The organism is Crocosphaera watsonii WH 8501 (genome assembly GCF_000167195.1).
Taxonomy (GTDB): domain Bacteria; phylum Cyanobacteriota; class Cyanobacteriia; order Cyanobacteriales; family Microcystaceae; genus Crocosphaera; species Crocosphaera watsonii.
Window position 1 is genome coordinate 1 of sequence record NZ_AADV02000037.1, and the last position, 26,376, is coordinate 26,376.

Here is a 26,376-nt window from a genome sequence, read left to right on the forward strand (position 1 = left end):
CCCGTCTACTTCCACTAATATGTCTGCACGTCATATACCATGCTTCGCACAATAGAGAATATAGGAAATCCATCTTTAGCGTTATCTAGGTATTCGCATAGAACCATAGAAGTAGCACCTTGTATTCGTCCGGCATGGGTTGCACCAGAGCAAGTTTCTGCTTTACGCCATCCGTTATACAGTCTTTTTCCCATATACCACGTTGGAAGTGATGGTTAAATGGACTGAGTAGGGTTGCCTGACGATAGGTTTTGTTTTTGCGGATATTGTTCATAAAATCGCTCAAAACCTTGGCAGTAATGGTGTCTGCCCGTTCGTCATTATTACCAAATTTGGGATAATCTTCCTCCACTTCGTAGTCAACCGCTAATCCCGGATTTCTCACAAATTAATTTGAAAGCCCAATCCAGAGATGAAAAATGATAATTTTTAGGACTAATAGAAATTTTGAATATAGATGAATAAAAAAATTGACTTTGATTATCCAAAAATTGAGTTTAAGAGGGAATAATTATATTAACTTTTGATTTTCTCCACGATAAATAAGACTAAATGAAAGTATCAGTCAGTCAACAACTTATGATAGATATCTTTTTTAAAAAACAACTTATTCTACTTATCCAGTATTAGGAATAGTTTTAATTCTTTTGTTAGCAATAGACAAAATATCTTGATAAGGACAAGCACTAGCTATAGCGATAATAATTCTTCTACAACTAATCTTTATTCTGGCTCCCAACTTAAGAAGATTTAGACGTATTCTTCCCACAGTTGCTTTAGCCAATGAAGTTTTTTTTAAACAGTGTTGACGAAAAGCATTTATGAGAACATAAGCCCAGGAATGAATGTATCCATAATCTTAGTTGATTACTTTGAAATGTTTGAGTTGAAGTTCTATGAGCTAACAAGTCTAATTGTTGTTCTTTAATCCGATTTTCCATCTCGCCTCTCGGACAGTATTTTTTTGTATAAAGTTTTGAGGGTGGAATTTTTGAAGCGGGCAAAGATGTCACCACATGGCGCATTTTTAAGCCATCACTTCCATAACAAACTTTTGTCACTACTCTTCTTTGACAACTCCATGACTTTTCTGTTTTATAACGAATAGAGCGATACCAAGTAGAAATTGGTACTAATTTTTTAACTTCTTCTAAATCTTCTTTTTTCTGAAATAAACTATACATTAATTCAGTTATTGGAGCTAGTTTTTTTTCATATTCATGTTTGGCTTTTTCAATTACATCATCCGCTCGTAACTTAAGAACGCCATTTGTTCCCATAGCTATAACATAATCAACTAAAGGCTGATTTTCACAAAAATAGAAGATTTCTTCACGGGCATAGGCACTATCACCCCTAACTAGGATATGAGTCTCTGACCATTTTTCTCTAATTAGTCCGATAATTCTTTGTAATTCGTCTAAGGCTCCATCGGCTGGATCTACATTAGATGAACGAAGTTTAGCCACTAATAAATGATGCCCACAGAAAATATATAAAGGAGCATAACATACTCCGTGATAATAACTATTAAAAAATGCCCCTTCTTGATTACCATGTACTTGGTCATCCGTGACATCCATATCTAATATAATACTTAAGGGAGGTTTTTTATAAGACTCTAAAAAAAATTCGACAAAAGATTTTTCAATGGCTTCAAAGTTGGGTTCTATTTTATGATAACGACTCGTTTTTTGGTCGAGAATAGTCTCAGGACAATATTCCAATCTATTAATTGTACTTTTTCCAGCTAACCATCCCTTTTTATCTTCAAGTTCATTAAGCTTTTCTAAAGCGATCTTAAGGGCAGGATCGTGACGTAATTTATCATGGTCATTGACATCTTCATAGCCTAAAATAATTCCATAAAGCCTTTGTGCTAATAACTCATGAACGGAATGATCTACATAAGATTGATGACGATGATCTTGAAAACAGTTACCAAACTTCTCGGTAATTCCCAGTTTTTTATCCAACTCAGCTATCCAGACAATCCCCGCATCTGAAGTGATTAGTCCCCCATCAAAATTAGCGATTATTTCTTTTCCTTTCTGTTTGCTAAAGTTGATTACTTGACGAGGGGTTCGGGGATGACTGGGACTCATTAAATCAGTTTAAGGTAAATTGCTTTAATAATTAAATTATAGCATATTTTATTCTAACAATCTAGTACTATTAGAGATTTTATTAATAATTTTTTTGGAAAAATGAGTGATTGATTTATCTTTTCATCTTTGTCTAATTCGGGTTAAGTCTTGGGCTGCTTCTGTGGCAGAATAGTAAGTCCAAGTTTCACCGGCACTGAGAATACCATCGGAACCAATATCTGTGGAGGTATCGAGTATGGGGTTAAAGTCATCACTGCTATCACCCACTGTTCCATTGTCGTCAGTAACCATGATTTCCTGAGCAGAGAAGTCAACATTACCTGTATTAGTAACTGTGTAGGAAAAGGTGACATCTTCTCCGGCTGCAATCTCAGGTAGGTTATTAATATCAGTAACATCAATATCGTTGATAAACTTTTCAATATCAATGCCTGGATCTGTTTGGATAGGTGGGTTTCCTCCAGAAGTGTCTTCATCGACAACAGAAACATCCAGTTTTCTGAGCTTAAATGAATCATTACTGCCACCCGTGTAAGCCGAGATAACAATAACATTTCCTGTTAACTCATTATTGTCAAATTCAGCCCAGCGATCGCCTCCATGGTTGGTAAAGTTATTTTCTTTAACGAAACTATTAAGAAAACTACCATTGGAGAAATCAACTCCATCTCCATTTCCCACCCAAACGGAGATATCACTATCATCCCCCACATAATCTAGAAAGGCTCTATTAAGGGTGACATTACTATCAAATTCAAAAACGAGATAATCAAGGCTATGGCTATTATCTACGTAATGCTGAGAATCAGTTTCATTACGGTTGGTAATTCCTAAACCACTACTAAAAGATGCTACATAAGCGGTTTTCCAGTTCCCTCCATTTTTATTACTGCTAAAGCCTCTGACGTTAGCAGTAACATCTCCCTCACTAAAGGAAAGCACATTGCCATAAGTATCTGTTGTATTACTCGAACCTGTTAAGGTAAATGTTAAGTTGTTTAAATTAGGTGAGTTACTCATATATATTACTACTTAGAATTCTATGACAATTTCGATTATATTTTAAGTAATTCTCGAAAAGAGTGATTAGAAAAAACATTATTAGTGTTCCTAATCACAAACTAGATAAATTCAGAAAAAGTAACTAAGTAAAATCTACTAAGTTTTTAAAAATAGGGTTTTTATTTACGTATTTTTAATAATAAATTTATTAACTTTTATATCTTAGAACACTCTTAATGTGAAAACAATCCCCAAAATAATAATCCCAAAACCTGTGATTAATCCAGAAAAACGAGGATAGCTTTTGACATTTTTTTCTTTACCATATAACTCCATAAAATCAAACCAGGGAGCAACTCCCCGACGAAACCAACCAACAGTTCCCACAGGAGTTCCGATTAAACTTTCTACTTGATTTGCCCCAAAAAAGAAGTTACCGATCGCACCAAAACGAGAAGTATAACGAGTAAAAATCATCCCTGTTTGGTCTTGTAATTTCAGATCAGAACCAAAACTATAACCAGCGTCTCCTCTACCGATTAATGTCCCTTTTAGTTGAACAGCTTTCCCCCTAACAGGACTACCATAGGGGTCACACATTAGAGTCAGGATATCAGAGAATTGAGCTTTCTTAAAATCAGGATAAAGTAGAAGAGTTTTCAGAATAAATCCGCCCCCAAATCCCCAAGCAATAGAACTAATTAACAAGCCAGTATTATTCAAAAATATTGTTAATGTCAACCCGAATATAAAGCCCAAAATACCACCAATAATATGACTATTACTAATAATTAATTCTCCAAAAAAGTTATTCAGCAACTTTTGTTTATTGAGTTTGTTTCCCTCTTTAATAACACTAGCCATATTAAACTGAGAACCGATACCCATTTGTTCTGCATAAGTAGACAAAGCTTGAATTCTTTTCCCTGTTAAAGGATGAGTTGAATTAAATTCAGCCAATTTAGCCCAAGGATTAAATAAGTCCCAGACAAAAACTTTTCCTAACCGTTGCACCTCGGCACTACTGCCATAGATTGTCCCAGTAGTAGCAGCCCCTTTGGCATCACAAATGCCTAAAGCCCGAGTTCCTTCTAATACCTGACTAGGTTCTGAATTGTTAGTTAATTCTTCTGTAATTCCGTATGCTATTTTAACCAAAGCCCGTGATAAACCGTTAGGATTTCCCGTCACCTCAGCAGCAAAATGATCCGCAGAATATTCCCGAGTTCGGGATAAATAAAGCATTAAATAAGTACCAATAATATAAAAGAAATAAGCAGCAATCGAAGCAACTTTTAAGCCATCTTTTAATTTATTATCACTATTGCCCCTATGACTCCAGCGACGAGCAAATAAATAGATTAAGTAAGTAATCTGTACCAAGGTAGATGCTAAGGTCATGATAGCAAAGTCCCAATGGACAATATGACCTAATTCATGGGCGTAAACCGTAGCAATTTCATCATCGTCTAAATAAGTAAATAACCCTTGACTAACCACGATACGAGCATTTCCGGGGAGGGAACCATAGGTGAAGGCGGTGGGGTTTTGGTCATCAATAATACCTAAACGGGGATGGACTAATTGTCTTTCTCGACACACCCGTAAAATCATCTCAGCAGCTTCGGGACTACGACGCTTAATTTCGGCTAAATTAACCCAACGAGTCTGATAAAGCAATTTTTGGGTAGAGTCCATGATCACAGGAGACAGGAAAAATGTCACCCCATTAAACACCAGGGTAACAGCTACAGAGATCATTAATCCTAATAGGGGGTTTTCTCCACCTGAGATTAAAAACACTCCTAAACATAGAGACAACACCATACCCAACAAGAGAGTAATGGTAAAAGTAGAGGCAAAAGCCAGGTTATCAGCGACTTTTGGCATCATTAACCTGACACCTGTTTGCTCGGCTCTCCCTGCTATTTTATTAAACTCAGGCTCTTTACTATGTCCACTGCTATTGATCTCATCTTGATTAACGATGGATAAAAAGCTCTTAGCCCATTGTTGAATTTCTCGATTAGAATGCTTTTGTAGGGTTTGGGCTAGGGTAATAGCTTTCTCCTGTTGTCCGTTACCCCGATAAGCCCTGGCTAGAGCAATTAACCCTTGAACATAGAAATCAGAGTTGCGATCGGGATAATGCTGACAAAAGTTACCTAACAGACTCACAGCTTCGGAGTATTGCTGTTGTTGTAAGGCTTGTAGTCCCTTATTGAGTAAATCTGTTGACATGGTTTGCCTTTGAAGAGTTGATGACGGTGTTTATCGAAAAATCAAGGGTCTAAAACCCCGTCCTAAAGGACGTAATATGCTAGTGTAGAAGGATACGGGAGGGCATCCCGAAATTCACGCCTTGGGAGACATGAATAGGTAAGACCAGTGATGGCACGTTCAGCGCAGGAAGCTTCTTGCCTAACAGCAGAAGTATGTCACATCCTATAAGTACCCAATTTTTACCTAATAATTGACAACTTAGTCTAAGTTTTTTAGCTTCCCCTCCTATTTCCCTCCATCGGAGGGGTTAGGGGTGGGTTGACTTGGCAGAGCTAAACCCTTAGAGAAAACTCATTATTTTTTCATCTCTTATTAATTTTATAAATTCTTTTATATCCTACAATCAAATAATTATCTTAAAGTTAGGAATTTTGACAATGGATAATCAAAATCTGTTAGTAGAAAACAAGGGACAGTGCCACATTTTTGAAACGATCGCTTCTGAAAAAGAACGATCTTCTCCCTATCGTCTCTATCGTGTCTTGACAGACTTAGAAGATATTTTAGAAACTATCGATGATGACTATCTCCGTTTACGGAAAATTGTCCCTTTAGTTAGGCAATTATTAGATGATTCTCCTTGGTTATTATTATCCATGCTCACACCTAATCCTGAAACCGGCTGGGATATTATGACACTCTATGATGAACCTTATTTTCCCATAACTATACAATTAGTAGCGTGGGCTTCAGGAACTGTTTCCAGAATTCATAATCATGGTTGTTGGGGTTTAGTTACGTTGTTAAGTGGTCAAGAAAAAAATACTTTTTGGCGACGGAACCCACAACCTAACTCACCTGATAAAATTGAAAAGGTAGGGGAACAAATCTTAAATACGGGCGATATGATCTGTTTTCTCCCCTCAGCTATTCATCAAATAGAAGCTTTAGGAAATGAGCCAACCATTAGCTTGAATCTATATGGGGTAACGGATTTTGAGAATAGATTCGAGTTTGATATCACTTCAGGGACAGCACGAAATTTTTGATTTATTGTCTTAACCTCTTATTGCATTTTACGATAACAACGACTGGTAATAAAATAAGGGTGAAAAACTTCTAAAAAATCATGTTGAAGGGTTTTAAAAAAATGCTCCACAATATCAGTATCATCGATATGAAAGGGATATTCTTGATTGAACCCTTTGAAAAAATACCAATTAATAATAAGCTTTCCTTGAGGTGCAAGCATTTTCTTAAATAGTAACAATTGTTGACTAGGATCGGATAAATGTTCTAGAACATCAAAACAAATTATAGTGTCAAAGAATTCTATTTTATTTACTGTAGAACAACAAGTTACTTTGTCTGTTAGTCCTAATTGATTAATTCGATATTGAACAAAGTCTAGGTTTCTGGGATTAATATCACAATAAATAACTTGTTCTACTTCAGGAGAAAGTGCAGCAGCAATAGAATGAGTTCCAATACCTCCTCCAAAATCTAATACTTTCCCTCTGACATTATCAGAAATAAGACGTAATGTATCTCTAATATAATCTGAACTATTTAGGTGCCAGGCTGCTAACTCGAATAAATGTAAATCCCCTACCTTATCACGATAAAATTGTGTTGCTTTTTCCCAATCAAAATCATTTTTTCCTAATTGGGCTAATTCTTCTTGACTGGTTATCAGAGCATTTTCTAAGACTTCTTTTTCAAGGTTTAGAAACCCTTGTAGATGATTTTTTAAGTCAAATGAATTATCCCAATGAGTTTTTAAGAAAGTGGGGGTAGCCAATAAATTCATAATCAATTCTGCTCCTTTGTTGAATAATAAACAATTCCTGATTATACTATTTCATGTGCCTTTTTGAGCCTATTTGTTAAGTAACTCATAAAACCAAGTTTCAAAGCGATCGCCTAATACTTTTAGAGAATATTCTGTTTCAGCTTGTTGGCGACATTGTTTCCTCTCAATTTTATCAATATGATCGATAGCATCAACCAACCCAGAAATACTATCAGGTTCAACCAAAAATCCTGTTCTTTCATCTTGCACAATTTCTGCTGGGCCACCCCGTTGATAAGCAATAACAGGAACACCACAAGCTAATGCCTCAATAGCTACATTTCCAAACGCTTCTACCCATCTCGGAGTCATCAACAAAGCCTGACATTTACCTAATTTTTCCTGCAATTCTATGGTATTAAAAAATCCTTCGTATTGATAGGGGGCATTAGGATGATTTTGACGAATATTTTCCCAGTATTGCTCATCTGTAATCTTACCAAAAATTTTCAGAGGAATATTAACAATTGCTGCTGCTTCTATGGCATCTTCTAAGGCTTTTTCTGGGGTAATTCTTCCCACCCAAGCTAAATAGTTTTCAGGGGTATGACAATAATTATATAAAGATAAATTTAACCCATTTCCAACAACACGACAAATATTATTAAAAGGAAAAGTTGCCGCTTGAGCATGACTATGAACTCCAATTGTATTGGGATAATTTTTAGCAACTCGGTTCATAATCTCATCCAGAGCATCCGTCATAGAACCCATACTGATAAGATGAACAATAGGAGTCGCAAAAAAAGGAGTAAGATAAAAAGGTAACCAATCAAAAGCGAAATTAACGATTAAATCATACTCATCTTGTACCCTTCTAGCATAGTCCCACATATTAGCTAAAACGGAATTTTCGGGTAAAATAATCGGTGTATCCCGATGATTATGTTGGGCCATTTCTTGACAAGTTCCTGAAATTTGTTTACAAGAAATATGATCAACCTTTGAACTTTCGGGCGCGACAATAGTTACTTGATGTCCCCGTTGACTCATTTCTTGGCCTAGGTTAAGCAAAGTTAGCTCAACCCCTCCGCCGATCCCCGATCCTAAAGGTCCAACAGGGGTTGACAAAAATAACAACTTCAGCATTGACTCTCAAAAAAACATAAATTGAAGGATAGATGTTATCCTAAAAGCTAATTTGTCGATAATCTATCCTTTTTCCCATTGTCCCATAATTGTTCTACTCAATACAGATTTTTGCCCTGACTATGACTTCTGTAAACCCTCTCAATCAAAACCGGCAAACCATAGAACTAGCTCCAAGCTACAAAATTCCCGTTATCCTAGTGCTGATGGCGATCGCAATTTTCATCATACAACCTTGGGCTAGTCTTCCCGTAGCACTACTAGGTTTATTCCTTCTGCTACAAACCGTTACCATTCGCTTAAAATTTACCCCAACCAGCTTAGAAGTGTATCGCTCTGATAAATGTCTCCGTAGTTTTCCCTATAGTGAGTGGCAAAACTGGGAAATTTTCTGGCAACCTGTACCGACTTTATTTTATTTTAAAGAAGTAAAAAGCATTCATTTTCTACCTATTATATTTGACCCCCAAACACTTACCAATTGTTTAGAGCGGTTTTGTCCCCTTGAGCAAATCAAAGCCGATGGGTTGAAATAACCACCAACTCAAGGATAAAATCTCTCTAGAAATAGTCAATAGCTAATAATCAAAAAACAGATTAGAATCTCGAATATTGAACTCTGTACTTAAATCTAAATCCATGACCTCAGACGTTCCCCAATCTTCTAACCCCGATCTTACCCCTGATACTCCTCAAGAGAACACTTTTATTGAGGAAATAGAAGGATTAGAACCCTTAAACATTCCCGATATAGAAGGGGACAATCCACTGCTTGACCCATCAGATCAACTACTATATCTGACTGAGGAGTCATCTAAATCTGTAGATTTAGAAAATACTATTGAGGAACTGACTCAAGAGGTTGAGATATTAAAACAACAGAAACAAGGATTAATAGCTGAAATAGAATCATTAGAAGTCACTAAAGCTCAAAAAATCTCAGAAAAGACCCAGACTGTAGAAGAAACTCTGGAAAAAATGATTGTTGAAGGACTCAAGGAACTTCAGCAAAAAAAACAAACCCTAGAACTATCTGTAGAACAATTAGAACGTCGTCGAGATCGAATTCGAGAGGAAATGAAAACCAATTTTGCTGGAATCTCTCAAGACTTGGCTATCCGTGTACAAGGATTTAAGGATTATCTGGTGGGGAGTCTACAGGATCTCGCAGCAGCGGCCGAACAGTTAGACTTACCAAGCCAACAGAGTTGGGAACAACCCTCAGAACCAGTCAACTCTCCTTCAGTGAGTGGCTCAAATGCTCAATTTGCACCCCAAGAGTTTGCAGAACAAACCCGTAAAATTCAGCAAATTTTAGAGCAGTATCGCAAAAATCCTGACTACTACGGACCCCCCTGGCAGTTACGTCGAACCTTTGAACCTATCCACACCGAAAGAGTCCAGAAATGGTTTTTCTCTCAAGGGGGAAGGGGTACAGTTAAGTCCATGGGCAGTCGTTTACAAAATATTTTAGTGGCTTCTGCTGTCATTTCTATTTTAAATGAACTGCACGGCGATCGCACTCGTTTTCTAATTTTGGCCAACACCCCAGAAAGACTAGGAGAATGGCGAAGAGGACTCCAAGACTGCTTAGGGATTTCTCGTGGTGATTTTGGACCAGAAAGAGGGGTGGTTCTCTTTGAATCTCCAAATGCTTTGGTTCAAAAAGCAGAAAGATTAGTAGAGGAGGATTTTCTACCTCTTGTTATCATCGATGAGGCAGAAGAACAAATTAGCCTTTCCTTACTACAATTTCCCTTGTGGTTGGCTTTTGCCCCAGATCCAGAGCAAATGAGCAGTTATCTCTATTAAGCAAGCAAAATTTTCATCAAATTCAATTTTACTCATGACTTATGGCTTTTTTGATTAGCGCACTACTGATTTTTCTCGGCTATTTACTGGGTTCAATTCCCACAGGATACTTGACCGCATTTTATCTTGAAGGCATCGATATCCGTGAACATGGTTCGGGGTCTACCGGTGCCACCAATATTTTACGGACTGTTGGCAAACGTGCAGCGATATTTGTCTTGATGGGAGATTTAGGTAAAGCCATGTTAGCTGTTTCTGCCGTTAAATTATGGTTTTTGCTGCCATTTGCTGATCTTCTACCCTTGGAATGGAAATCTTGGTTAGTGGTTTTGGCGGCGATCGCTGCTATTTTTGGTCACAGTAAGTCTATTTTTCTTAATTTCACTGGAGGAAAATCTGTGGCCTCTAGTTTAGGGGTGTTATTGGTTCTTAACCCCATTGTCGCTTTAGGTACGTTGGGCAGCTTTTTAGTGATGTTAGCTTTATCTCGGATCGTCTCCTTAAGTTCTATTACTGGAGTTATTGCCGTTAATATTCTCATGTTCGGGCTAAATCAACCTTTGCCTTATTGCTTATTTGGGGTAACTGCCGGGGTTTATGTTACTTTTCGTCATCGGACGAATATTATACGTATTTTCGCCGGAACTGAACCTAGAATTGGACAAAAATTACAACGAGAAGGAAGTTGATTATTTCTGAATTAGAGATTATCTCAAAATATCTAAATACTTTGTTTTTATTGGAGTAAAAGCTGATGACTTTTTTGACCAAGAGTCAATATCAACATTTAATATATAGTTTTGTATAAAATTATATATTAAATGTTGATGTTTTATTACTTTCTGCTTCAATGATAATTTTCCCATTTTCTGTATCAATTGCAGTGGCTTGTTTTTGGTTTTTTATTATCAGAAGCATGTTAAAATTTAACGTATCTTCTAATAAAAATACAATAAATAAAAAGATTTTTTATATCTTTTTTGTTGCACTTTTTATATCTTTTGTAGTAGAAATATTTGTTAATAAACATTCTAAACTCATTTACCCACAGTATGGAAATCCAGTTAGCAACTATGACTATTTAATGGTAATTATCTCCCTTCTTGCCTTAAAGTTTAATAGAGTCAGTTTAGTACAGGTCAAAAGAGTTTTCTATGTGTTCAGTCTTAGTCCTATCATAGTCTTCCTTATCCATTTCCAAGATTTTAGTCTAAATTCTAGGATTAGCATGGGATTTATAAATCCTAACTGGTTAGGGTTCTACGTTTCCATCTGTATTCCTATTGTTCTGTGTTATGGACTACATGAATTGTTTAAAAAAAGAGGTCATTTTTTGACTGGCTTCTCGTTATTTTTACTCTCGCTATCATTAGTTTTAGCATTTCTTATGCTTCTTACTTCTGGCTCAAGAAGCGCATTGTTAGCAACTATAGTAGGGTTTGCTGAAAAAGTTTCTCCAAAATTTATGCCACTTTTGACCAAGGATTTTCTGACAAATCAATAAGTTTTAGTACATAAAAATTGTTTAAAGTATAATCAAAATTAATGAAAGGCGGTTTGATGAGTTCCCCTGTTCTATTATTAGTAAATAAGGACAAAAAAAGCGACAAAAACTGCCTCAGAAGTTTACAAAGATTGACAACTAAAAATGTAATAGCAATAGATGTAATGGAGGTTTCAGGGAGTTTTGTCATCACGAGATTTAGGCTAAATCTTCGTTTAGCTTGTCCAAACTTTCCCTCAATAGCATTACGGAAGCATTCATCGGAGTGGGCTTGTTTCTTTTCTTCTTCACTGACATTTTTCGGAGGTCTTCCTAACTTCGGACCACTGATTCTTATCCCTCTTTCCTTACACCAATTTCTGTTTTCCCTAGTTCGATAAATTTTATCTACATGGACGGATTCGGGATAATAGCCAAACGTTTCTTTATACTTTTCTACTTGTTCTTTTAAATGACAAGATTCATTGAAGTTTTCCCAACTTATTTTTTCTAGAAACACATAGTTATCTACACAGCTTACTGAGAGTTTAGCTCCAAACTCTATTGGTTTTCCTGCTTTTCCCCTCACTATTGGACGAATATGCGGTTGAGTTAAACTTACAATTCTTTGAGGAACACTCTGGGTCTTATTCTCCCACATTGACTGTTGTTGTTCATAAACTTTTTTGATAGTCTCTAGACAATTTTTCTGTCTTTTACTCAGATTTTCCAGGGAAGCCCCAGCTTGAATTAAGTCTTCTATATTTCCTAAATTTTTCTTAAGGTATTTTAACTGTTTCCCGATAGCTTTTCTTCTTTCTTGATAAGATACTTTTCGTTTTTTAGCTACTTTTAAGTATTCCTTTCTAGCAATTATTCTAGAAGTTCTCGGCTTTTTTCTCAATTTTACTCTTAATGGTTTATAAAGATTATCTATTATTCTTTCTGTCTCAATTCTGGCTTGATTTAATATGCCTAAATCCGTTGGGTATTTGATGTCTGCTGGCGCACAAGTCGCATCTAAAATTAGTTTACCTTTATTTTTTATTTTTTCTCCTTTTTCTTGGAGACAATCCTTTTTTTTTACTTCTTTATCACTCTTGTCTATTTCTCTTTTTACTATTTTTTTATTGATTTTGTTTATCAATTCTCCATCAATTCTTTTCCTAAAATGAACTAGCATTGAAGATTCCAGTGGTGGCTCTTGTTGATAACAATTTAAACCTATAAAGTATTGTAGATAGGGATTTTCTTTAATCTGTTCTATAGTTTCTCTATCACTTGTTCCTAATTTTCCCTTAATAATTAATGTCCCTAATGCCATTCTAAATAGTTTGGCTGGCGCACCTTTTTCTGCTGAAAAAAGTTTAGCATATTCTTCCTCAAAATCATCCCAAGGTATCAACTCTGCCATGATTACCCAACGATTATTGGGGGACAATTTGCCCTCGAAAGGTAATTCAAATTTTTCTGGGGGCGGTAAAGGTTGCTCCTCTTTTCGATACATTTGTTCTTGACCAACAACTGGGAGGTGTTTCTATCAATTATAGCGGTTTGTAGCCGACAAAGCTGATCTTTTTTGCGATCGCGAATATGGGTGTAACCTTTTAAAGAATAGGGTTTTGCTTTTATTCAGCAAACCCTATAGTAAACCTGATTTTAATAATTTATTTCTTAAATCATAATGTTAGATTTGAATTTATTAATAATCTTAAAGTTAGATTTAACACATCTATAATTCTTTCAATTGTTCTAGCTTTTGTCACTTCATTAGTTTTAATTTTAAGTCAACAAGATTTAGGTGTATTGAGTAGATTCTTTACTATTTGGAATGGAAGTAATCAGATGAGAGCTAAGATTTTCCAATGTTATTTCTCACTAGTGCAGCTTAGCAAAAATAATCCACCAGTCACTTATGATCTTTAAAGCCCTTAAGTTTCCAAACGAACGGCTTAGCAAAATGTTGATTAAAGTAATCAATAAAATTGAGAATTTTTTGGGATAGTTCTTCAGTTGAACGGACAGTAATTCTTTTGAGTAAACGCCTGACTAAGATCGAAAACCAACACTCAATTTGATTAAGCCACGATGTATGTTTGGGAATATAAACAAAGCGAATTCGATGAGATTCATCTGATAAAAAATCTGCTCTGCTGTCCATAGATTGCAAAATCCCCTCCTTTCCTTTTCTCCCCAAATCAATAGTAATTCTACAGCTTTCTGCTACTAATTTGACTAAGCTTTCCGATTTATGAGTGTTGAGTTGATCTACAATAAAAATCCATTCTGCTTTTTCATCAATCTTAATCGTTCTCTGGATATGTTCAGAAAAATCTTGTTCTGTTCTTGTCGGTCCAATAGAGGGACTAACGACTTTTCCTCTTGCCACATCCCAGTTCGCAATCAAGCTTAAAGTTCCGTGTCTTTCATATTCAAATTCGATTTTTTCTACTTGTTTAGGCTTGATTCTTTTGTTCGGAAATAATCTCTCAAGAGCTTGAATCCCTGTCATTTCATCTGTACTAATTAAATGAATTCCTTGTTCTAACAAAGTTTTAGCTTCTTGATGAAGTTCACAGATATATTTGACTTGCTTTTTAAATTTTAAGGGATCATCAATTTTGGCATTTAACCAGTAACGAATGAGATGTGGTTGTAATGTCGCTTCTTTTTAAAAAACGCCCCACACTACGGGGGGAAATCTTTTCGACAATTCCTCTTTTTATGGCTTCATCCGCCAACTCTGAAGGTGTCCAATGGCTCACTGGTCTGTCTGATTTTTCACATTCTTCACAAGCGATCTCTACAATCTGGACTACTTGTTCGACCGTAAAGGATTTTGTTGTTCCAGGTCTTGGGCGATCGCTTAAAATTCCTTTGATCAAGACCATTAATGCTTTCTCCGTTACCTGTTGTTCTTCGGCGGCACTCAGTTTTTCTCTCTCCTCAAACCATCGCGATCGCCACTGACGCACTTGTACTAGGTCTAATTCTAATCTTCGACTAATCGAACTATTGCTCTCTCCTGATGCTGCGGCTAAGATTAGCTTGGCTCGTCTAACAAGGCGATAGGGGTTTGTTGTCCCTCTCACTATTTGTTGGAGTACTGTTTTCTGTAGGTTGGAGAGGTTAATTGGCAATGCTTTTATCATGGACATCAACTTCGAGATTCTTCCGTTAGTTTCATTGAAACACATTGTCGTGGCTAGTCACGAAAGTTTCTGTAAAAATCTGGTGGATTACTTTCGCCAAGCTGCACTAGCGGGATTTATGGTGACAAAACCACAGATAACCTTGAGAAAATCTCAACCTATCTCTTACCTAAAAACCATAAATTGATATTTAATTTTGCTTCGATTTTATACCAGTTTTATTTTAAGGCAAATTATGCTCAGTGATCATCGATCGTTTGTTAAAAAACCTATGTTTCTAGTTGGTGCTGAACGCTCAGGAACCACCCTGCTTAGATTAATGCTTTCTCATCATCCACAGCTTTCTTGGTGTCAAGAATTTGAATATGTAGTTGATCAGGTAACCGATGACGGAAAACTTCCCAATTTGGACCAATATTATGAATGGCTAGAAACTCATCGTATCTTTCAAGCCAGAAACTTTGAAATAAATCAAAATTTTGATTAGGTCCAACTTGTTAATAGTTTTTTACTTCAACAAAAACAAAGAGATAAAAAAGAATTGATTGGTGCCACTGTTCATCGCCATTTTGATAGATTATTAAAGATTTGGCCAAATGCACGGTTTATTCATTTAATTCGTGATGGTAGGGATGTAGCTCGTTCCTGTATAGGGATGGGATGGTCTGGTAATGTCTGGACTGGTGTGGAAAGATGGCTAGAAGCTGAATCTTTATGGAATGAACTTAAGCCCAAAATATCAGCAGATCAGTATACAGAAGTAAATTATGAAGATCTAATTACTCAACCAGCAGAGGTTTTAACTGAAATTTGCCAGTTCATAGGTCTAGAGTACGATAAGGCAATGTTAAACTATGACCAAGACACAACGTACAGTAAACCTGATCCAAAGTTAATTCAACAGTGGAGAAAAAAATTATCTGAAGAGGAAATTAGATTAGTAGAGTCTAGAGCATCTGATTTACTAGTATCTAGAGGATATGAATTAAGTGGCTTACCATCTCTTCAACTAACTGCTTCAATGAGAAGAAATCTAAAATTACAGGATTGGTGGTTTAAAGTTAAGTTTCGTGTTGAACGTTTTGGACTAAGTTTATTTTTAGCTGAATATATTTCAAGAAAACTTAATATAAAAGCCTGGAATAAGAAAGTTAAATTAAAAACGCAGGAAATAACAAAGCGTTATCTGAAATAGAATACTCTAATCCTTTCTTATCCTACCGTAACTTCATGATTTCTATTGGCAAAATTGGTGAACAATTTGTGGCTCAATGGTTAACTTCCCAAGGTTGGCAGATTTTACACGAGCGTTGGAGATCGCCTTGGGGTGAAATTGATTTAATTGCCCAACAGCTTGACATTAACATAGTTATTTTTGTTGAAGTTAAAACAAGGAAAACTAGAAACTGGAATCAAGATGGCATTTTAGCTGTGACCCCTCAAAAACAAGCAAAAATAAGGCAAACAGCCGATTATTTTTTAGGTGAATACTCCCAGTTTTCTAACTTTTTTTGTCGTTTTGATGTGGCTTTAGTTCATCATCAACCTGCTAATCATAATTTTTCTAAAAACAGTTATTCTGTCATTAAAATAGGTCAACCTATTCAATGGGGAAACTATCAGCTAACTTTATTGGATTATATTGAAGCTGCTTTTTAGTTTCCTATTCTACGGAATAATTATCCATTATCCATTATCCACTATCCATTTTCCATTATTGATCGTTGGGTTGTTCTTCGGGTTGGGGTTGACTTTCAACTGTTTTTTAAATTGGTTGAGGAACGGGACGAGGTTGATAATGTTTAAAGTGTTGATAGACGGTTCTAGAAATATCTTGAATTAGATGACGGCCTGCCACATCATTATAAGCTCTTTCGGCAAAAACGGCTCCAATATAACGTTTTCCTGTGGGCATATCAATAATACCAGCATCCCCAATAATCGTCCCGATATCCCCTGTTTTATGGGCAATGTTGGCTTGTTTTTCTAACCCTTGAGGCAGTAAAGTTCGGGTGCGGGTTCCTTCCATAATATCAATGAGGCGATCTCGGGATCTCGCACTAATTAAATCACCCCTTTCTATCCTAGCTAAAAGTTTACTTAAATCCTCAGAACTGGTTTTATTAGTTCCTTCTAACTCAGGTAAAATATTGTTTATTTCAGTATTTTTCATGCCCCATTCTTTGAACCTTTTATTAAGAACTTCTTTCCCTCCCATCTGTTTAACTAACATTTCTGTAGCGGTATTATCACTAATAACAATCATTTTTCTGGCAACTTCTAGTGCCGTAAATTTCTTGTTTATTCCCATATATTGCATATCCCCTGAGCCACTAACCATAACGTCTTTGGTCATGGTTAGCATTTGATCTAGATGAATATTCCCTTTATCAACCTCTTCAAAGAAAGCAACTAAAACAGGTATTTTGATGGTACTAGCAGCAGGAACTGGTTGAGTTCCATTGTAAGTAACATAAGATCCATTATCTAAGTCAATAAACCAAGCTTGAGGTTTAACATTGGGGTATTTAGCATCAATTTTTTGTATTTTTTCTTGGAGTCCTGTTAATTCTTTACTAACAGGAACGCTTGCAGAAGTCTTCGGGGTTAATTTTTCTGGTTTTTCTGGTTTTTCTGATTTTTCTGATTTTTCTTCTGAGGAAGTTTTAATGAGTTGAGAAGCTTTGGTATAAGCGGCCAAAATATCTTGAGGATTAATGATGGTTAGGGTTGTTCCTGCGATCGCCCCAATTCCAACCCCCATAACACCAATACGCAAAACATACAAGAAACATTGAATTAATAGGTTAGGAGAACGTTTTGAAGGGTAAGGGCGAGGTTTTTTTGGTTGACTAACGGTTTTTTCTCTCGATAGTTGTTTTTTACTATTTTTTCCTTTCCCTGAAACGATACGAGTTTGTCTTTGATTATTATTCACCCGACGAGGTGCGCTTTTTTTTGCTTGAGGAGAGGTAGTAGGAGAAGTTGGACGCGGCATAATTTCAACTTATTAATATTTCATTGATCTCAATTACCACTTGAGACGCAAAAAACCTCCTAGAGTTGCATCGTGTCAGTTAGCCGCATAGCTCCTGCCTAGAAGGAACTCTTCTTCACTGTAACGTTTATTTTTGCCCTGGTGCTTATAGTGGGTAACTAATGGCGCAAAAAATTATGAATTCAATGAGTTTTTTATTAGTAAAGTTATTGTATAGAAAGAAGTAATTTTAATCAATTAAGAAATACTAAAATCAATAAATATTTATGGAAACCATTGACAAACTAAAGATAATTGTCAAGGAATAAGATGATTTTCTGTAAATATGAAAAAAGACTTAAATTATGGCTATCTTAAGCAAAATTTTCCCTAGACTAAAAGAACAAAAGGCAAGAAAAATACATGATTAGCCATTTATCTTCACAATAGTTAATCATCTAACTTACTACACTCACACACTCAATACAAATGATGGAAAGACTGAGGAGAGATCACGAGAACTCGGGGAAATTATTGTCAAAAAAATTACCCCATAATATCCAAGCCTTAAAACGCATTTTAACCGCTTTTTCCTTAGGAATTATTGCTTTACAATCTACTGTTCCGGTTTTAGCTAATTCCCGAAAACCAGAAGAAACTGTCAATTGTGATATGTTGATCGTGGGTGCTGGTTTAGCTGGCTCAGCAGCAGCTTATGAGGGTTTATTAGCAGGAAAAACCGTTTGTTTAACGGAGATTACCGATTGGGTAGGGGGACAAATTTCTTCACAGGGAACCTCAGCCTTAGACGAGGGAAAACAACAGCGATCGCAACAACATTTTCCCAGAGGATATAATCTGTTAAGAAATAATATTGCTCGTCTCTACAATCGACAAAACCCTGGAGAGTGTTGGGTGAGTGAAAGTTGTTTTATTCCCTATCATGGTCATCAGTTATTGTCTCAACAATTAAACGATGCTCAACAACAAGGAAGAGGGCAGTTAAAATGGTTTCCTTCCACGGTAATTAAAGACATAGAATTAAGTGAAGATGGGAAGTTAATAAAAAGTGCGATCGCTATTCAACACAGTCCCAAACCTGGAACCGGTCACCTCGATAAAGAACCCCTTTCCAAAACCATTGAAGACGCTTATAGCTACGAAAACTCGCAAAGATTTAATAAGAAAGTAATTCGTTTTGAATCTAAGTCTAAAAATGGCAATCCTAACGACTGGTTTGTAATAGAAGCCACAGAAACAGGGGAAATCATCGCTTTAGCGGACATTCCCTACCGTTTAGGACTGGACCCCCGTGACCATCTTAACCCCTCTTCTCCCACGGAAAAAGGCGATAACTACTGTGTTCAAGGGTTTACCTATCCCTTTGCTATGGAAAGGACAGCAAACCCTCAACCTCAGACAAAACCCTCCTTTTACGAACAGTACGAACCCTACTACGGTTACGATACAGATCGCCGTTTAGCCTATTTTGATGTTGTTTTTACCTATCGACGGATCTGGACTCCCAAACCAGCAGAGTCAGTGAGAGTAGGCCCAATGAGGGTTCAAAAACCCCAACCTGGGGACATTTCCATGCAAAACTGGATCTGGGGCAATGATTACCGTCCGGGAACCTCTCAAGATAACCTGGTTTATAGTCGTAGACAACTAGAAGAAACGGGACAACTGGAACCTGGGGGTTGGAAAGGGGGACTTCGTACAGATGCTCTGCGTAAAGGGGAAGAACTCTCTGAAGGGTATTACTATTGGTTGGTTGCCGGGAGGACAGACTCTCGTTTAGGGTATGGAACCAAACATCCAGCACCCAATCATCGCTTTTTACAAGGGTTAGATTCCCCCATGGGAACCGCTCACGGGTTATCAAAATACCCCTATATTCGTGAGGGAAGACGCATTATTGGGAGACCTTCTTACGATCATCCTCAAGGTTTTGCCATCAACGAGATTGATATTTCTACTAAAGATTATTGGGGAGATTTTTATCGGACTTCCTTACCCCGTCCCATGTATCAGTTGGTGTGGTCAACCATTGCTAATTTAGAATCAAAGTTTGTAACCCCGAACGATCGCCCGTCTTATATGGTTACTCGGCGTACTCATGCCACTGTTTATCCTGACTCCGTGGGGGTTGCCCAGTATATGATCGATTTTCATCCTTGTATGACCTTATCTCCCCCAGAAAAACGTGGAAACCGTGAACGGCAAGGGGTTCGAGTGGCTCATGCTGGGGCGCATCCGGCACAAATACCCTTAAGAGCGTTAATTCCTCAAAAAGTCGATAATTTAATTGTCTCGGGCAAAAGTATTGCCACCAGTAACATTGCTGCTGCTGCTTATCGGGTGCATGGGTTTGAATGGTCCGTGGGTGCTGCCGCTGGAACCTTGGCTAGTTTTTCCATGGAACAAGGGATTTTGCCCTATCAATTAGTGGATAATTTACCCCAACAAGAAGCTAAATTACTAGAATTACGTCGACGGTTAGAACGTAATGGTAATCCGACTACTTTTCCTCGTGAAATGATGTTTAGTGTGCGTCGTTAACCTGTAGTCATTAAGCCGTAGGCCGATGCACTGCCCACCTTTTTTAACCTTTATCGACTTTTTTTTTAGCAAGTGTACGTTTGAAGGCAGCACCAAAACCAATGGCAGTTCCTGCACCTAAAATAGTTAAGGGTTCAGGAACAACTCCATTGAGGACAACTTCCACATTATCAATGGCAAATGATTCATCGTATGATTCACTCAAATTACCTAACGAACCAGTACCACTAACAAACCACTCAATGGTTAAGGTATCAGAAGTATGAGCGATTCCCTGAAAAGCCTCTTCTAATGCCATATCATAGGCTCTATCAGGGAATCGTCCAGTAAAACCTAAATTAGTGCGGGAAGTTAATATATTATGTACAGAAGTATAAGTTTTAGGTCGATTCCATTGATCAAAAGTTTCTGAAAAAATAGAGACTCCATCAACTTTAACATTGAAGAAGTCGGGACCGAAAGTAGGGTGATTCCCATCCCAAGAATCAATAATAGCTAATAAGAAGTTGATATCAATGCTGGTATGACTTGGCAAGTCTGTTAATGTTAGTCTAGTGCTAGGTGCTGGGTTTCCTGCTCTAACATTGCGTAGAAATCGACCACCAAATCCAAAGTTAGAATATCCTTGAGATCCTTGTACTGATCCTGCACCAGAAAATCCTGTCCCTACACCATCTTCAAAATCTTCACTGAAAATAGTAACGCTTGTAGCTTGTGCTGAGGTTGTTATAAACCCAATTGCTAAAGTTGATAATAATGCGGAAAACGTTAGCTTTTTCATAGTTAAATTTACTTGAATTTTTATTACGCCTTTAATATACAGATAGGTAGAGGTAAAGTCAAGAGCAAATCGATTATTATTATAGCTATAAAAATTAGCTGGGACATTACTGTAAGGTGGGCAGTGCATCGGCCTACAATGTTTATTTGTTCTATCAATTTTCTAATCATAATGCGTAGTGCTATAGATATTTTTTTGTTTGTCATAAAATTATTATTTTAGCGAAAATATACATGAAGTTATACATGAAAACTATGTTAGCTTTCATGAAAAATAACAAGGATATTCACCAGAAAATTTAGTTATCCTTTAGTATGACTCCAGCTTGACAAGCAAGAAGAAGCCATTAATAAACTAAACGATAACTCATAACTGTTCACTAAAAATGTGTTAAGCTATAAGAAAATTGTTTTAATATATCATGGTTTATCATATTATTTACGACGGAAACTGTAATCTTTGTGCAACGTTTACCCAACTTTTATCACGCTTTGATCAAGGAAATATCTTTGATTATATACCAATGCAAGATCAAGGAACATTACAACAGTTTAGTATTACCTCAGAAGATTGTGAAATGGGGATGATTTTAATCGATAGTAATGATTCAAAAAAACGTTGGCAAGGGAGTGATGCAGCAGAAGAAATTGTTAATTTATTGCCTTTAGGACAAGCATTTATTATTGCTTATCGTGCTTTACCAGGAATGAAATGGTTAGGGGATAAAACTTATGAACAAGTGAGAGATAACCGTTATAATTGGTTTGGAAAAAGAGACAATACTTATCAGTCTCCTTATCCTTTTGGTTGTCATGAAAGCGATAATTGTTCTATTTCGTAAAATAGCACGACTTAGAAAGTTGTTACAGGCAGGATACTTGTGTTCCTTTTATTGAGAAACTATCAAAGAAATAGCTTTAATTAGTTGTTCAATTTCATCCGGCAAAGTAAAGTAATGAACACAGGCACGAATACAGTCTGGATCACGAAGTGTTCTTAATAAAAATCCCTGCTTCTCTAACTTGTTAACTATGCTTTTATGGCTCATACTACTATCAACTGTAAACGAAACTAAACCAGATTTTGGGGGTGATTTTTTTAAACAATTAATAGCAGAGATTTTTGATAAATCTTGCCACAAGTATTCACTTAATTGACAAATTTGTTGATAACGTTTTTCAGCATTTCCCCAGTGATTATGAACAGAAATAGCTGCCCTTAAACCTTCATATTGAGGATAGGATGATGTGGCAACTTCAAACTTTTCTCCATTATTTTTAAAATCAATAGGTTGACCTTTTTCATCAATATTAATACCTCGCCAACCAATAAAAGTAGGATTCAATAGGTTAAAAATTTCTGGACGAATATAAAGTGCGCCAACTCCAGCAGGGCCACAGAACCATTTATGACCGGTAAAGGCATAAAAATCGACCCCAGTTTCTGCTAAATTTAAAGGTAAAGAACCAGCAGATTGCGCAGCATCAGCTAATACTAAAATAGGGCGACCGCTCCCAGAATAATTATGACAAATATTACTAATTTCTTGTAACGGTAAAATCTGTCCTGTATTCCATAATAAATGACTTAAAACCAAGAGTTTTGTTTCGGGTTTTAAATGATGTTTAATAACCTCAACTGGATCACCTTCATTTAGGGTATTCAGGATAGGACAAATATCAATTTCTACCCCAAATCTTTTAGCTATTTCTTGTACTGTAGCAATGATTCCAGGATGTTCACAATCAGTAATTAAAATGCGATCGCCCTCTTGCCAATCAATTCCCCAAAGGGCAATATTACAGCCAGCAGTAACATTTTCTGTTAGAGTAATAGTGGATGCTTCAACCCCTAACTCTTGAGCAATATCTTGTCTTAATAACTCTACTTTTTGGGTAATCCAATCATTAACTTTTAGGGAAAAAGGTCCTTGTTGTTGGAGAAAATTATGAGCGTCAATAATGGCCTCTAACCCGGAACGAGGTAAAGTACCTTGTCCCCCAAAGTTAAAATATACTTTATTAATTAGTCCAGGAAACTCTTGTCTTTGTTGTTGGACTTCAGAAAGAAAAGCTTGGGGATAAATCATGGGGTAATTAATCGAAATTAGCTAAAAAATTAGTAGAGAATAATATATCTCTTTATTTTAGTGTAGGAGCGATCGTTACTTTTAGCAATAAAACTGAAGAAATCGACAAATCAACTTTGTAATCAAATTAGTGATGCGATCGTCGAGCAATTTTTGCGTCAAGCTCCTGTGTCGAGTGGGCAAATGCCTAAGAAAGAGGAGGAAGCAACTTAACGATTAATTTTGCCCACCATAATCATTATTAAGATAGGAAAACTTTGATATTTACCATAGTCAAGCTACTGTGTAGGGTGGGCAAATGCTTCAGCAATTAATAATGAACAATTAATAATTAATTATTGACTATCAACTCTTAATTATTAACTATTAACTATTAATTATTAATTATTCGGTAATTCATGAACATATTTACCACATTTTACTTTGTTAGGATCAAGTAGTTGTAGGGTGGGCAAATGCTTAAGACAGAGGATGAGGCGACTTAACGGTTAACTTTTGCCCACCATAGATCATCATTAAGGTGGGCAAACCCTGAAAATTCTTTGATTATCATCAAACTTGTTCCTTCTTGCCCACCCTACTAACTACACAAGACCTCTTTGTAAAGAAATATAACAAGATCACTCATCTGTCTAGATATCCCTTGACAAAAATGCAGTTTTCGATGGTGTTACAAGTGTAAAAGAGCTTTAGGATACTATTTAAAGAAAATAATATCTTTAAGGATCTTTTAATTCTTTTTAACCTTTTATTAACCCAATAGGAGTTTTTTTATGCGAAAAGTCATGAAAACAGGGATTTGTATGCTTCTTTCCCTGTTGTTTGTGCTGTCAGGAATACTGCCCTGGCTACCTACTGGTGTTGCCACTGCCGATGAATCCAAGCCCCCCAATATTCTCGTGATGATGGGGGATGATATTGGCTGGTTTAACATTAGTGCTTACAACAACGGTATGATGGGTTATAGAACCCCCTCTATCGACAAGCTTGCCAAAGAAGGGATCTTGTTCACGGATTTCTATGGGGAACAAAGCTGTACTGCTGGTCGGGCTGCCTTTATCAGTGGTCAAGCCACAATACGTACTGGTATGACCAAAGTAGGTTTACCTGGTGTTCCCATTGGTTTGGAAACAGCTGATCCTACTCTAGCCGACTTACTGAAACCTTTAGGGTATCGTACCGGTCAATTTGGAAAAAACCATTTAGGTGATTTGGATAAGTTTTTGCCTACTAATCATGGGTTTGACGAATTTTACGGCAACCTCTATCACTTGAACGCTGAAGAGGAACCCGAAAACGAAGATTATATACCCGAAAACATCTATCCTGCTTTTGATGCGTTTCGGCCTAGAGGGGTACTCCATAGCTATGCTGATGGTAGTTCTCATAAATGCGAAACAGGAAAAGCTTGGCAAGAAGGACCTAATATTAAAGATGTCACCAATATCGATAAAAGCGATGAAGATCACTATAGTTACGGCCAGCGTGTGTGTGATACGGGACCTCTAATGTGATTTCCAAGAAAAAGTTTCCCACCCATTCTCAGAATCTGTTTGTAGAACATCTCAAATAAGCGAAAAGGGAAAAATAAAAAGTTGTTCGCGGATACTTTCCGCGAACAAAAACCTCCCTATCTAAAAGAAAGAAATACGCTAACTTTTAAATTAGCTTTGACTATTTTTAAAAAGGAAATTCACTTAATTTTACACTCTTATTAACTTTTTAGACTAACTGGGTCTAATCAAAATATCCCATTTAGGTAAGTGAGGATTACGTTCTAAATGTTTCTCAATTTCCTTCATCTCTTTTTTCGTTAAAGAAATGCCTTTTTGATAAACTTTTTTACTTAACTTAACTATCGGATTTAAGCCTTTCCATGTCATAGTTTTTACCCAAGCTAACATCGTTTGAGCCTTTCTCAGAAGTGTTCCGTTCCAATGCCTCTCTAAAATTCCCCAACATCTTTCTATGGGATTATATTTACTGTGATAAGGAGGAAAATATAGTAATTGAATAGATTTCTTAGTTTGGTCGGCAAACTCTACCATTCTCTTCAAAAATTGCCTTCTTATTTCACTATTTTCTGCTCCATTATCAACTTTAATTTGGATGTTCTCTAGTTGCTGCTTTTCAGTTATACTAAGACTTGTCCACCATTGCTCCAAGTTATCTACCATGAAATCACTCGTTTTATAAGAACTTCCAAAAGTTACATAAAGTTACCCTGTATCTTCATCTACAATCCCACAAGGAACGTATTTTTCTTTAGTTCCCATATCATGATCTTGAGCTTGATTATAACCTCTAGTTTGTCCGCCACGTGAATATTCTCCTATTTCCACAGTTGCTTTACAATCCATACTTAAACGTTTCACAGAAGGGTCTTTTTTTCTATCTTTTTTCTCTATATTCTGCGAAGATAGCGTCCGTCTCCGAGATGTGTGTTAGGTTTAGCTTTTACCACTTGTCTTAATCGATAGCCCAAACGATTTAAAATATCTGCCATTGTCGAAGCACAGTCCCATCTTCCCCAATATTCAGGAGAAGAAAGCGTTTCAGAGATAAGAAAAAATACTGCTTGGCACATCGCCCCCAACCAGAGGAGGTTAAACCCCTAGATATGGTCATCCCCGATCAATATATCGATCGCACTCATCGCCGAGTTTCCACTTTTTTTGGACAAGGTCTGAGCAATCCAATTGATTATTTTTTCTAAAGTTTCTTGGGGTGATAAATGCGCCCATTGTCCTATTTTAATCGGTTGATGTAAATAAACAGGTAATAGTAAGACATCAAAATGCTCAAAAAAGACCACCAATTGACGGGAAAAAATCTGTATTTGCTGAACAGCCTGTAAATATTCTCCTGCACTTACCCTTTGTTCTCTAAACCAATTATCAGAGGAATCAACATACTTGGAGGCAGTCAGATGCCCTATTCCGATTGCCAATTTTAGTAAAGGTTCAATTAAGGCTCACTGATGGAAGTTATTTTTAAAATGGCCAAGAATCCATAATTAGCCGTTATCGACGCTCCTTACCAAGGTCGCTTAGGAAGGGGCATTGCCCCAGCCTTTATCGGGGAACAGTCTGTGGTCCAAAAAATTGGGAGGACCGTGTTCCCGAATTACGCAAGGCGTAATTGACCTCTCAAGGGGTTCTTCCCACAGGAGTCTTCCCGAAAGATTGCCCTAGAAACGTGTGGGTAACAACACGACGGAAGGAAGGTACGCAGGAGTGAGANCTA

The 26,376-nt window shown here is 36.7% G+C and carries 21 protein-coding genes and 5 pseudogenes; 11 read left to right on the forward strand and 15 right to left on the reverse strand.

Annotated elements, in window-relative coordinates; translation table 11 throughout:
* Window positions 1–85: 85 nt before the first annotated feature.
* The 4 genes and pseudogenes from CWATDRAFT_RS16850 to CWATDRAFT_RS16870 all read right to left on the reverse strand — a co-directional run bounded on the left by CWATDRAFT_RS16850 (window position 86) and on the right by CWATDRAFT_RS16870 (window position 5,351).
* Entirely contained in the window at window positions 86–385 is a 300-nt protein-coding gene (locus CWATDRAFT_RS16850) for a pyruvate formate lyase family protein (RefSeq protein ID WP_007306186.1), read from the reverse strand.
* A 231-nt stretch (window positions 386–616) separates the two neighbouring features.
* Window positions 617–2,105: pseudogene (locus CWATDRAFT_RS16860) on the reverse strand (IS1380-like element ISCwa5 family transposase).
* Window positions 2,106–2,228: 123 nt separating this feature from the next.
* The gene (locus CWATDRAFT_RS16865) at window positions 2,229–3,128 is read right to left on the reverse strand and encodes a DUF7507 domain-containing protein (RefSeq protein WP_007306184.1); all 900 of its coding nucleotides are present in this window, start codon (window positions 3,126–3,128) and stop codon (window positions 2,229–2,231) included.
* Between the two features lie 204 nt (window positions 3,129–3,332).
* Window positions 3,333–5,351: a zinc metalloprotease HtpX gene (locus CWATDRAFT_RS16870; protein WP_007306183.1), complete on the reverse strand. Its 2,019-nt coding sequence runs from the start codon at window positions 5,349–5,351 to the stop codon at window positions 3,333–3,335.
* A 419-nt stretch (window positions 5,352–5,770) separates the two neighbouring features.
* Between CWATDRAFT_RS16870 and CWATDRAFT_RS16875 the strand changes: the two genes are divergently transcribed.
* Complete coding sequence (locus CWATDRAFT_RS16875; protein ID WP_007306164.1) at window positions 5,771–6,382, forward strand: cysteine dioxygenase family protein; 612 nt, start codon at window positions 5,771–5,773, stop codon at window positions 6,380–6,382.
* A 17-nt stretch (window positions 6,383–6,399) separates the two neighbouring features.
* Here CWATDRAFT_RS16875 and CWATDRAFT_RS16880 read toward each other — a convergent pair whose 3' ends face one another.
* Both CWATDRAFT_RS16880 and CWATDRAFT_RS16885 read right to left on the reverse strand, forming a co-directional pair.
* Complete coding sequence (locus CWATDRAFT_RS16880; RefSeq protein ID WP_007306182.1) at window positions 6,400–7,143, reverse strand: class I SAM-dependent methyltransferase; 744 nt, start codon at window positions 7,141–7,143, stop codon at window positions 6,400–6,402.
* Window positions 7,144–7,212: 69 nt separating this feature from the next.
* Window positions 7,213–8,274 carry a glycosyltransferase family 4 protein gene (locus CWATDRAFT_RS16885; protein WP_007306181.1) on the reverse strand — a complete coding sequence of 354 codons (1,062 nt, stop codon included), beginning with the start codon at window positions 8,272–8,274 and terminating at the stop codon, window positions 7,213–7,215.
* Window positions 8,275–8,396: 122 nt separating this feature from the next.
* On the opposite strand from CWATDRAFT_RS16885, the gene CWATDRAFT_RS16890 reads away from it, so the two are divergent.
* The 3 genes from CWATDRAFT_RS16890 (at window position 8,397) to plsY (ending at window position 10,775) form a co-directional block, all read left to right on the forward strand.
* Window positions 8,397–8,810: a DUF3119 family protein gene (locus CWATDRAFT_RS16890; RefSeq protein ID WP_007306165.1), complete on the forward strand. Its 414-nt coding sequence runs from the start codon at window positions 8,397–8,399 to the stop codon at window positions 8,808–8,810.
* A 103-nt stretch (window positions 8,811–8,913) separates the two neighbouring features.
* Window positions 8,914–10,086: a DUF3086 domain-containing protein gene (locus CWATDRAFT_RS16895; RefSeq protein ID WP_007306166.1), complete on the forward strand. Its 1,173-nt coding sequence runs from the start codon at window positions 8,914–8,916 to the stop codon at window positions 10,084–10,086.
* A 41-nt stretch (window positions 10,087–10,127) separates the two neighbouring features.
* A complete protein-coding gene (plsY, locus tag CWATDRAFT_RS16900; protein ID WP_007306167.1) occupies window positions 10,128–10,775 on the forward strand; it encodes a glycerol-3-phosphate 1-O-acyltransferase PlsY in 648 nt (215 codons plus the stop codon).
* 774 nt (window positions 10,776–11,549) lie between these two features.
* Here plsY and CWATDRAFT_RS16910 read toward each other — a convergent pair.
* From CWATDRAFT_RS16910 to CWATDRAFT_RS16920, 3 genes are all read right to left on the reverse strand, one after another.
* Window positions 11,550–13,076: an IS5-like element ISCwa2 family transposase gene (locus tag CWATDRAFT_RS16910; protein ID WP_007306180.1), complete on the reverse strand. Its 1,527-nt coding sequence runs from the start codon at window positions 13,074–13,076 to the stop codon at window positions 11,550–11,552.
* 402 nt (window positions 13,077–13,478) lie between these two features.
* Window positions 13,479–14,120, reverse strand: coding sequence for a transposase (locus CWATDRAFT_RS16915; RefSeq protein WP_007306179.1), 642 nt, complete (start codon window positions 14,118–14,120; stop codon window positions 13,479–13,481).
* Between the two features lie 64 nt (window positions 14,121–14,184).
* Window positions 14,185–14,766 carry a helix-turn-helix domain-containing protein gene (locus CWATDRAFT_RS16920; protein ID WP_007304206.1) on the reverse strand — a complete coding sequence of 194 codons (582 nt, stop codon included), beginning with the start codon at window positions 14,764–14,766 and terminating at the stop codon, window positions 14,185–14,187.
* Window positions 14,767–14,956: 190 nt separating this feature from the next.
* Here CWATDRAFT_RS16920 and CWATDRAFT_RS39990 point away from each other — a divergent pair, with 190 nt between their 5' ends.
* The 3 genes from CWATDRAFT_RS39990 to CWATDRAFT_RS16935 are packed head-to-tail and all read left to right on the forward strand — an operon-like array spanning window position 14,957 to window position 16,380.
* On the forward strand, window positions 14,957–15,208 hold the full coding sequence (locus CWATDRAFT_RS39990; protein WP_081450976.1) for a sulfotransferase: 252 nt from the start codon (window positions 14,957–14,959) through the stop codon (window positions 15,206–15,208).
* Between the two features lie 54 nt (window positions 15,209–15,262).
* Entirely contained in the window at window positions 15,263–15,916 is a 654-nt protein-coding gene (locus CWATDRAFT_RS16930) for a sulfotransferase family protein (protein ID WP_007306169.1), read from the forward strand.
* Between the two features lie 35 nt (window positions 15,917–15,951).
* Window positions 15,952–16,380 (forward strand): YraN family protein, encoded by a 429-nt coding sequence (locus tag CWATDRAFT_RS16935; protein WP_007306170.1) that lies wholly within the window; start codon window positions 15,952–15,954, stop codon window positions 16,378–16,380.
* Window positions 16,381–16,486: 106 nt separating this feature from the next.
* Here CWATDRAFT_RS16935 and CWATDRAFT_RS16940 read toward each other — a convergent pair whose 3' ends face one another.
* Window positions 16,487–17,719 carry a serine hydrolase gene (locus tag CWATDRAFT_RS16940; protein WP_007306178.1) on the reverse strand — a complete coding sequence of 411 codons (1,233 nt, stop codon included), beginning with the start codon at window positions 17,717–17,719 and terminating at the stop codon, window positions 16,487–16,489.
* A 471-nt stretch (window positions 17,720–18,190) separates the two neighbouring features.
* On the opposite strand from CWATDRAFT_RS16940, the gene CWATDRAFT_RS16945 reads away from it, so the two are divergent.
* Window positions 18,191–20,260: an FAD-dependent oxidoreductase gene (locus CWATDRAFT_RS16945; protein ID WP_042711715.1), complete on the forward strand. Its 2,070-nt coding sequence runs from the start codon at window positions 18,191–18,193 to the stop codon at window positions 20,258–20,260.
* Window positions 20,261–20,303: 43 nt separating this feature from the next.
* On the opposite strand, the gene CWATDRAFT_RS39995 is transcribed toward CWATDRAFT_RS16945, so the two are convergent.
* A complete protein-coding gene (locus CWATDRAFT_RS39995; protein ID WP_007306177.1) occupies window positions 20,304–21,170 on the reverse strand; it encodes a PEP-CTERM sorting domain-containing protein in 867 nt (288 codons plus the stop codon).
* 292 nt (window positions 21,171–21,462) lie between these two features.
* On the opposite strand from CWATDRAFT_RS39995, the gene CWATDRAFT_RS16955 reads away from it, so the two are divergent.
* Window positions 21,463–21,882 (forward strand): thiol-disulfide oxidoreductase DCC family protein, encoded by a 420-nt coding sequence (locus CWATDRAFT_RS16955; protein WP_007306172.1) that lies wholly within the window; start codon window positions 21,463–21,465, stop codon window positions 21,880–21,882.
* Between the two features lie 48 nt (window positions 21,883–21,930).
* Here CWATDRAFT_RS16955 and CWATDRAFT_RS16960 read toward each other — a convergent pair whose 3' ends face one another.
* Window positions 21,931–23,130 (reverse strand): aminotransferase class V-fold PLP-dependent enzyme, encoded by a 1,200-nt coding sequence (locus CWATDRAFT_RS16960; RefSeq protein WP_007306176.1) that lies wholly within the window; start codon window positions 23,128–23,130, stop codon window positions 21,931–21,933.
* 824 nt (window positions 23,131–23,954) lie between these two features.
* Between CWATDRAFT_RS16960 and CWATDRAFT_RS35965 the strand changes: the two genes are divergently transcribed.
* Window positions 23,955–24,644, forward strand: coding sequence for a sulfatase-like hydrolase/transferase (locus CWATDRAFT_RS35965; RefSeq protein WP_232287132.1), 690 nt, complete (start codon window positions 23,955–23,957; stop codon window positions 24,642–24,644).
* Between the two features lie 213 nt (window positions 24,645–24,857).
* Here the strand turns inward: CWATDRAFT_RS35965 and CWATDRAFT_RS33910 are convergent.
* Both CWATDRAFT_RS33910 and CWATDRAFT_RS41390 read right to left on the reverse strand, forming a co-directional pair.
* Window positions 24,858–25,490 (reverse strand): annotated as a pseudogene (locus CWATDRAFT_RS33910) (ISAzo13-like element transposase-related protein).
* 51 nt (window positions 25,491–25,541) lie between these two features.
* A pseudogene (locus tag CWATDRAFT_RS41390) lies at window positions 25,542–25,645 on the reverse strand (ISAzo13-like element transposase-related protein); the annotation flags it as partial.
* An 87-nt stretch (window positions 25,646–25,732) separates the two neighbouring features.
* Between CWATDRAFT_RS41390 and CWATDRAFT_RS41835 the strand changes: the two are divergent.
* Window positions 25,733–25,819, forward strand: a pseudogene (locus CWATDRAFT_RS41835) (S-methyl-5'-thioadenosine phosphorylase); the annotation flags it as partial.
* Between the two features lie 24 nt (window positions 25,820–25,843).
* Here the strand turns inward: CWATDRAFT_RS41835 and CWATDRAFT_RS41840 are convergent.
* A pseudogene (locus CWATDRAFT_RS41840) lies at window positions 25,844–25,945 on the reverse strand (hypothetical protein); the annotation flags it as partial.
* Window positions 25,946–26,376 lie beyond the last annotated feature (431 nt).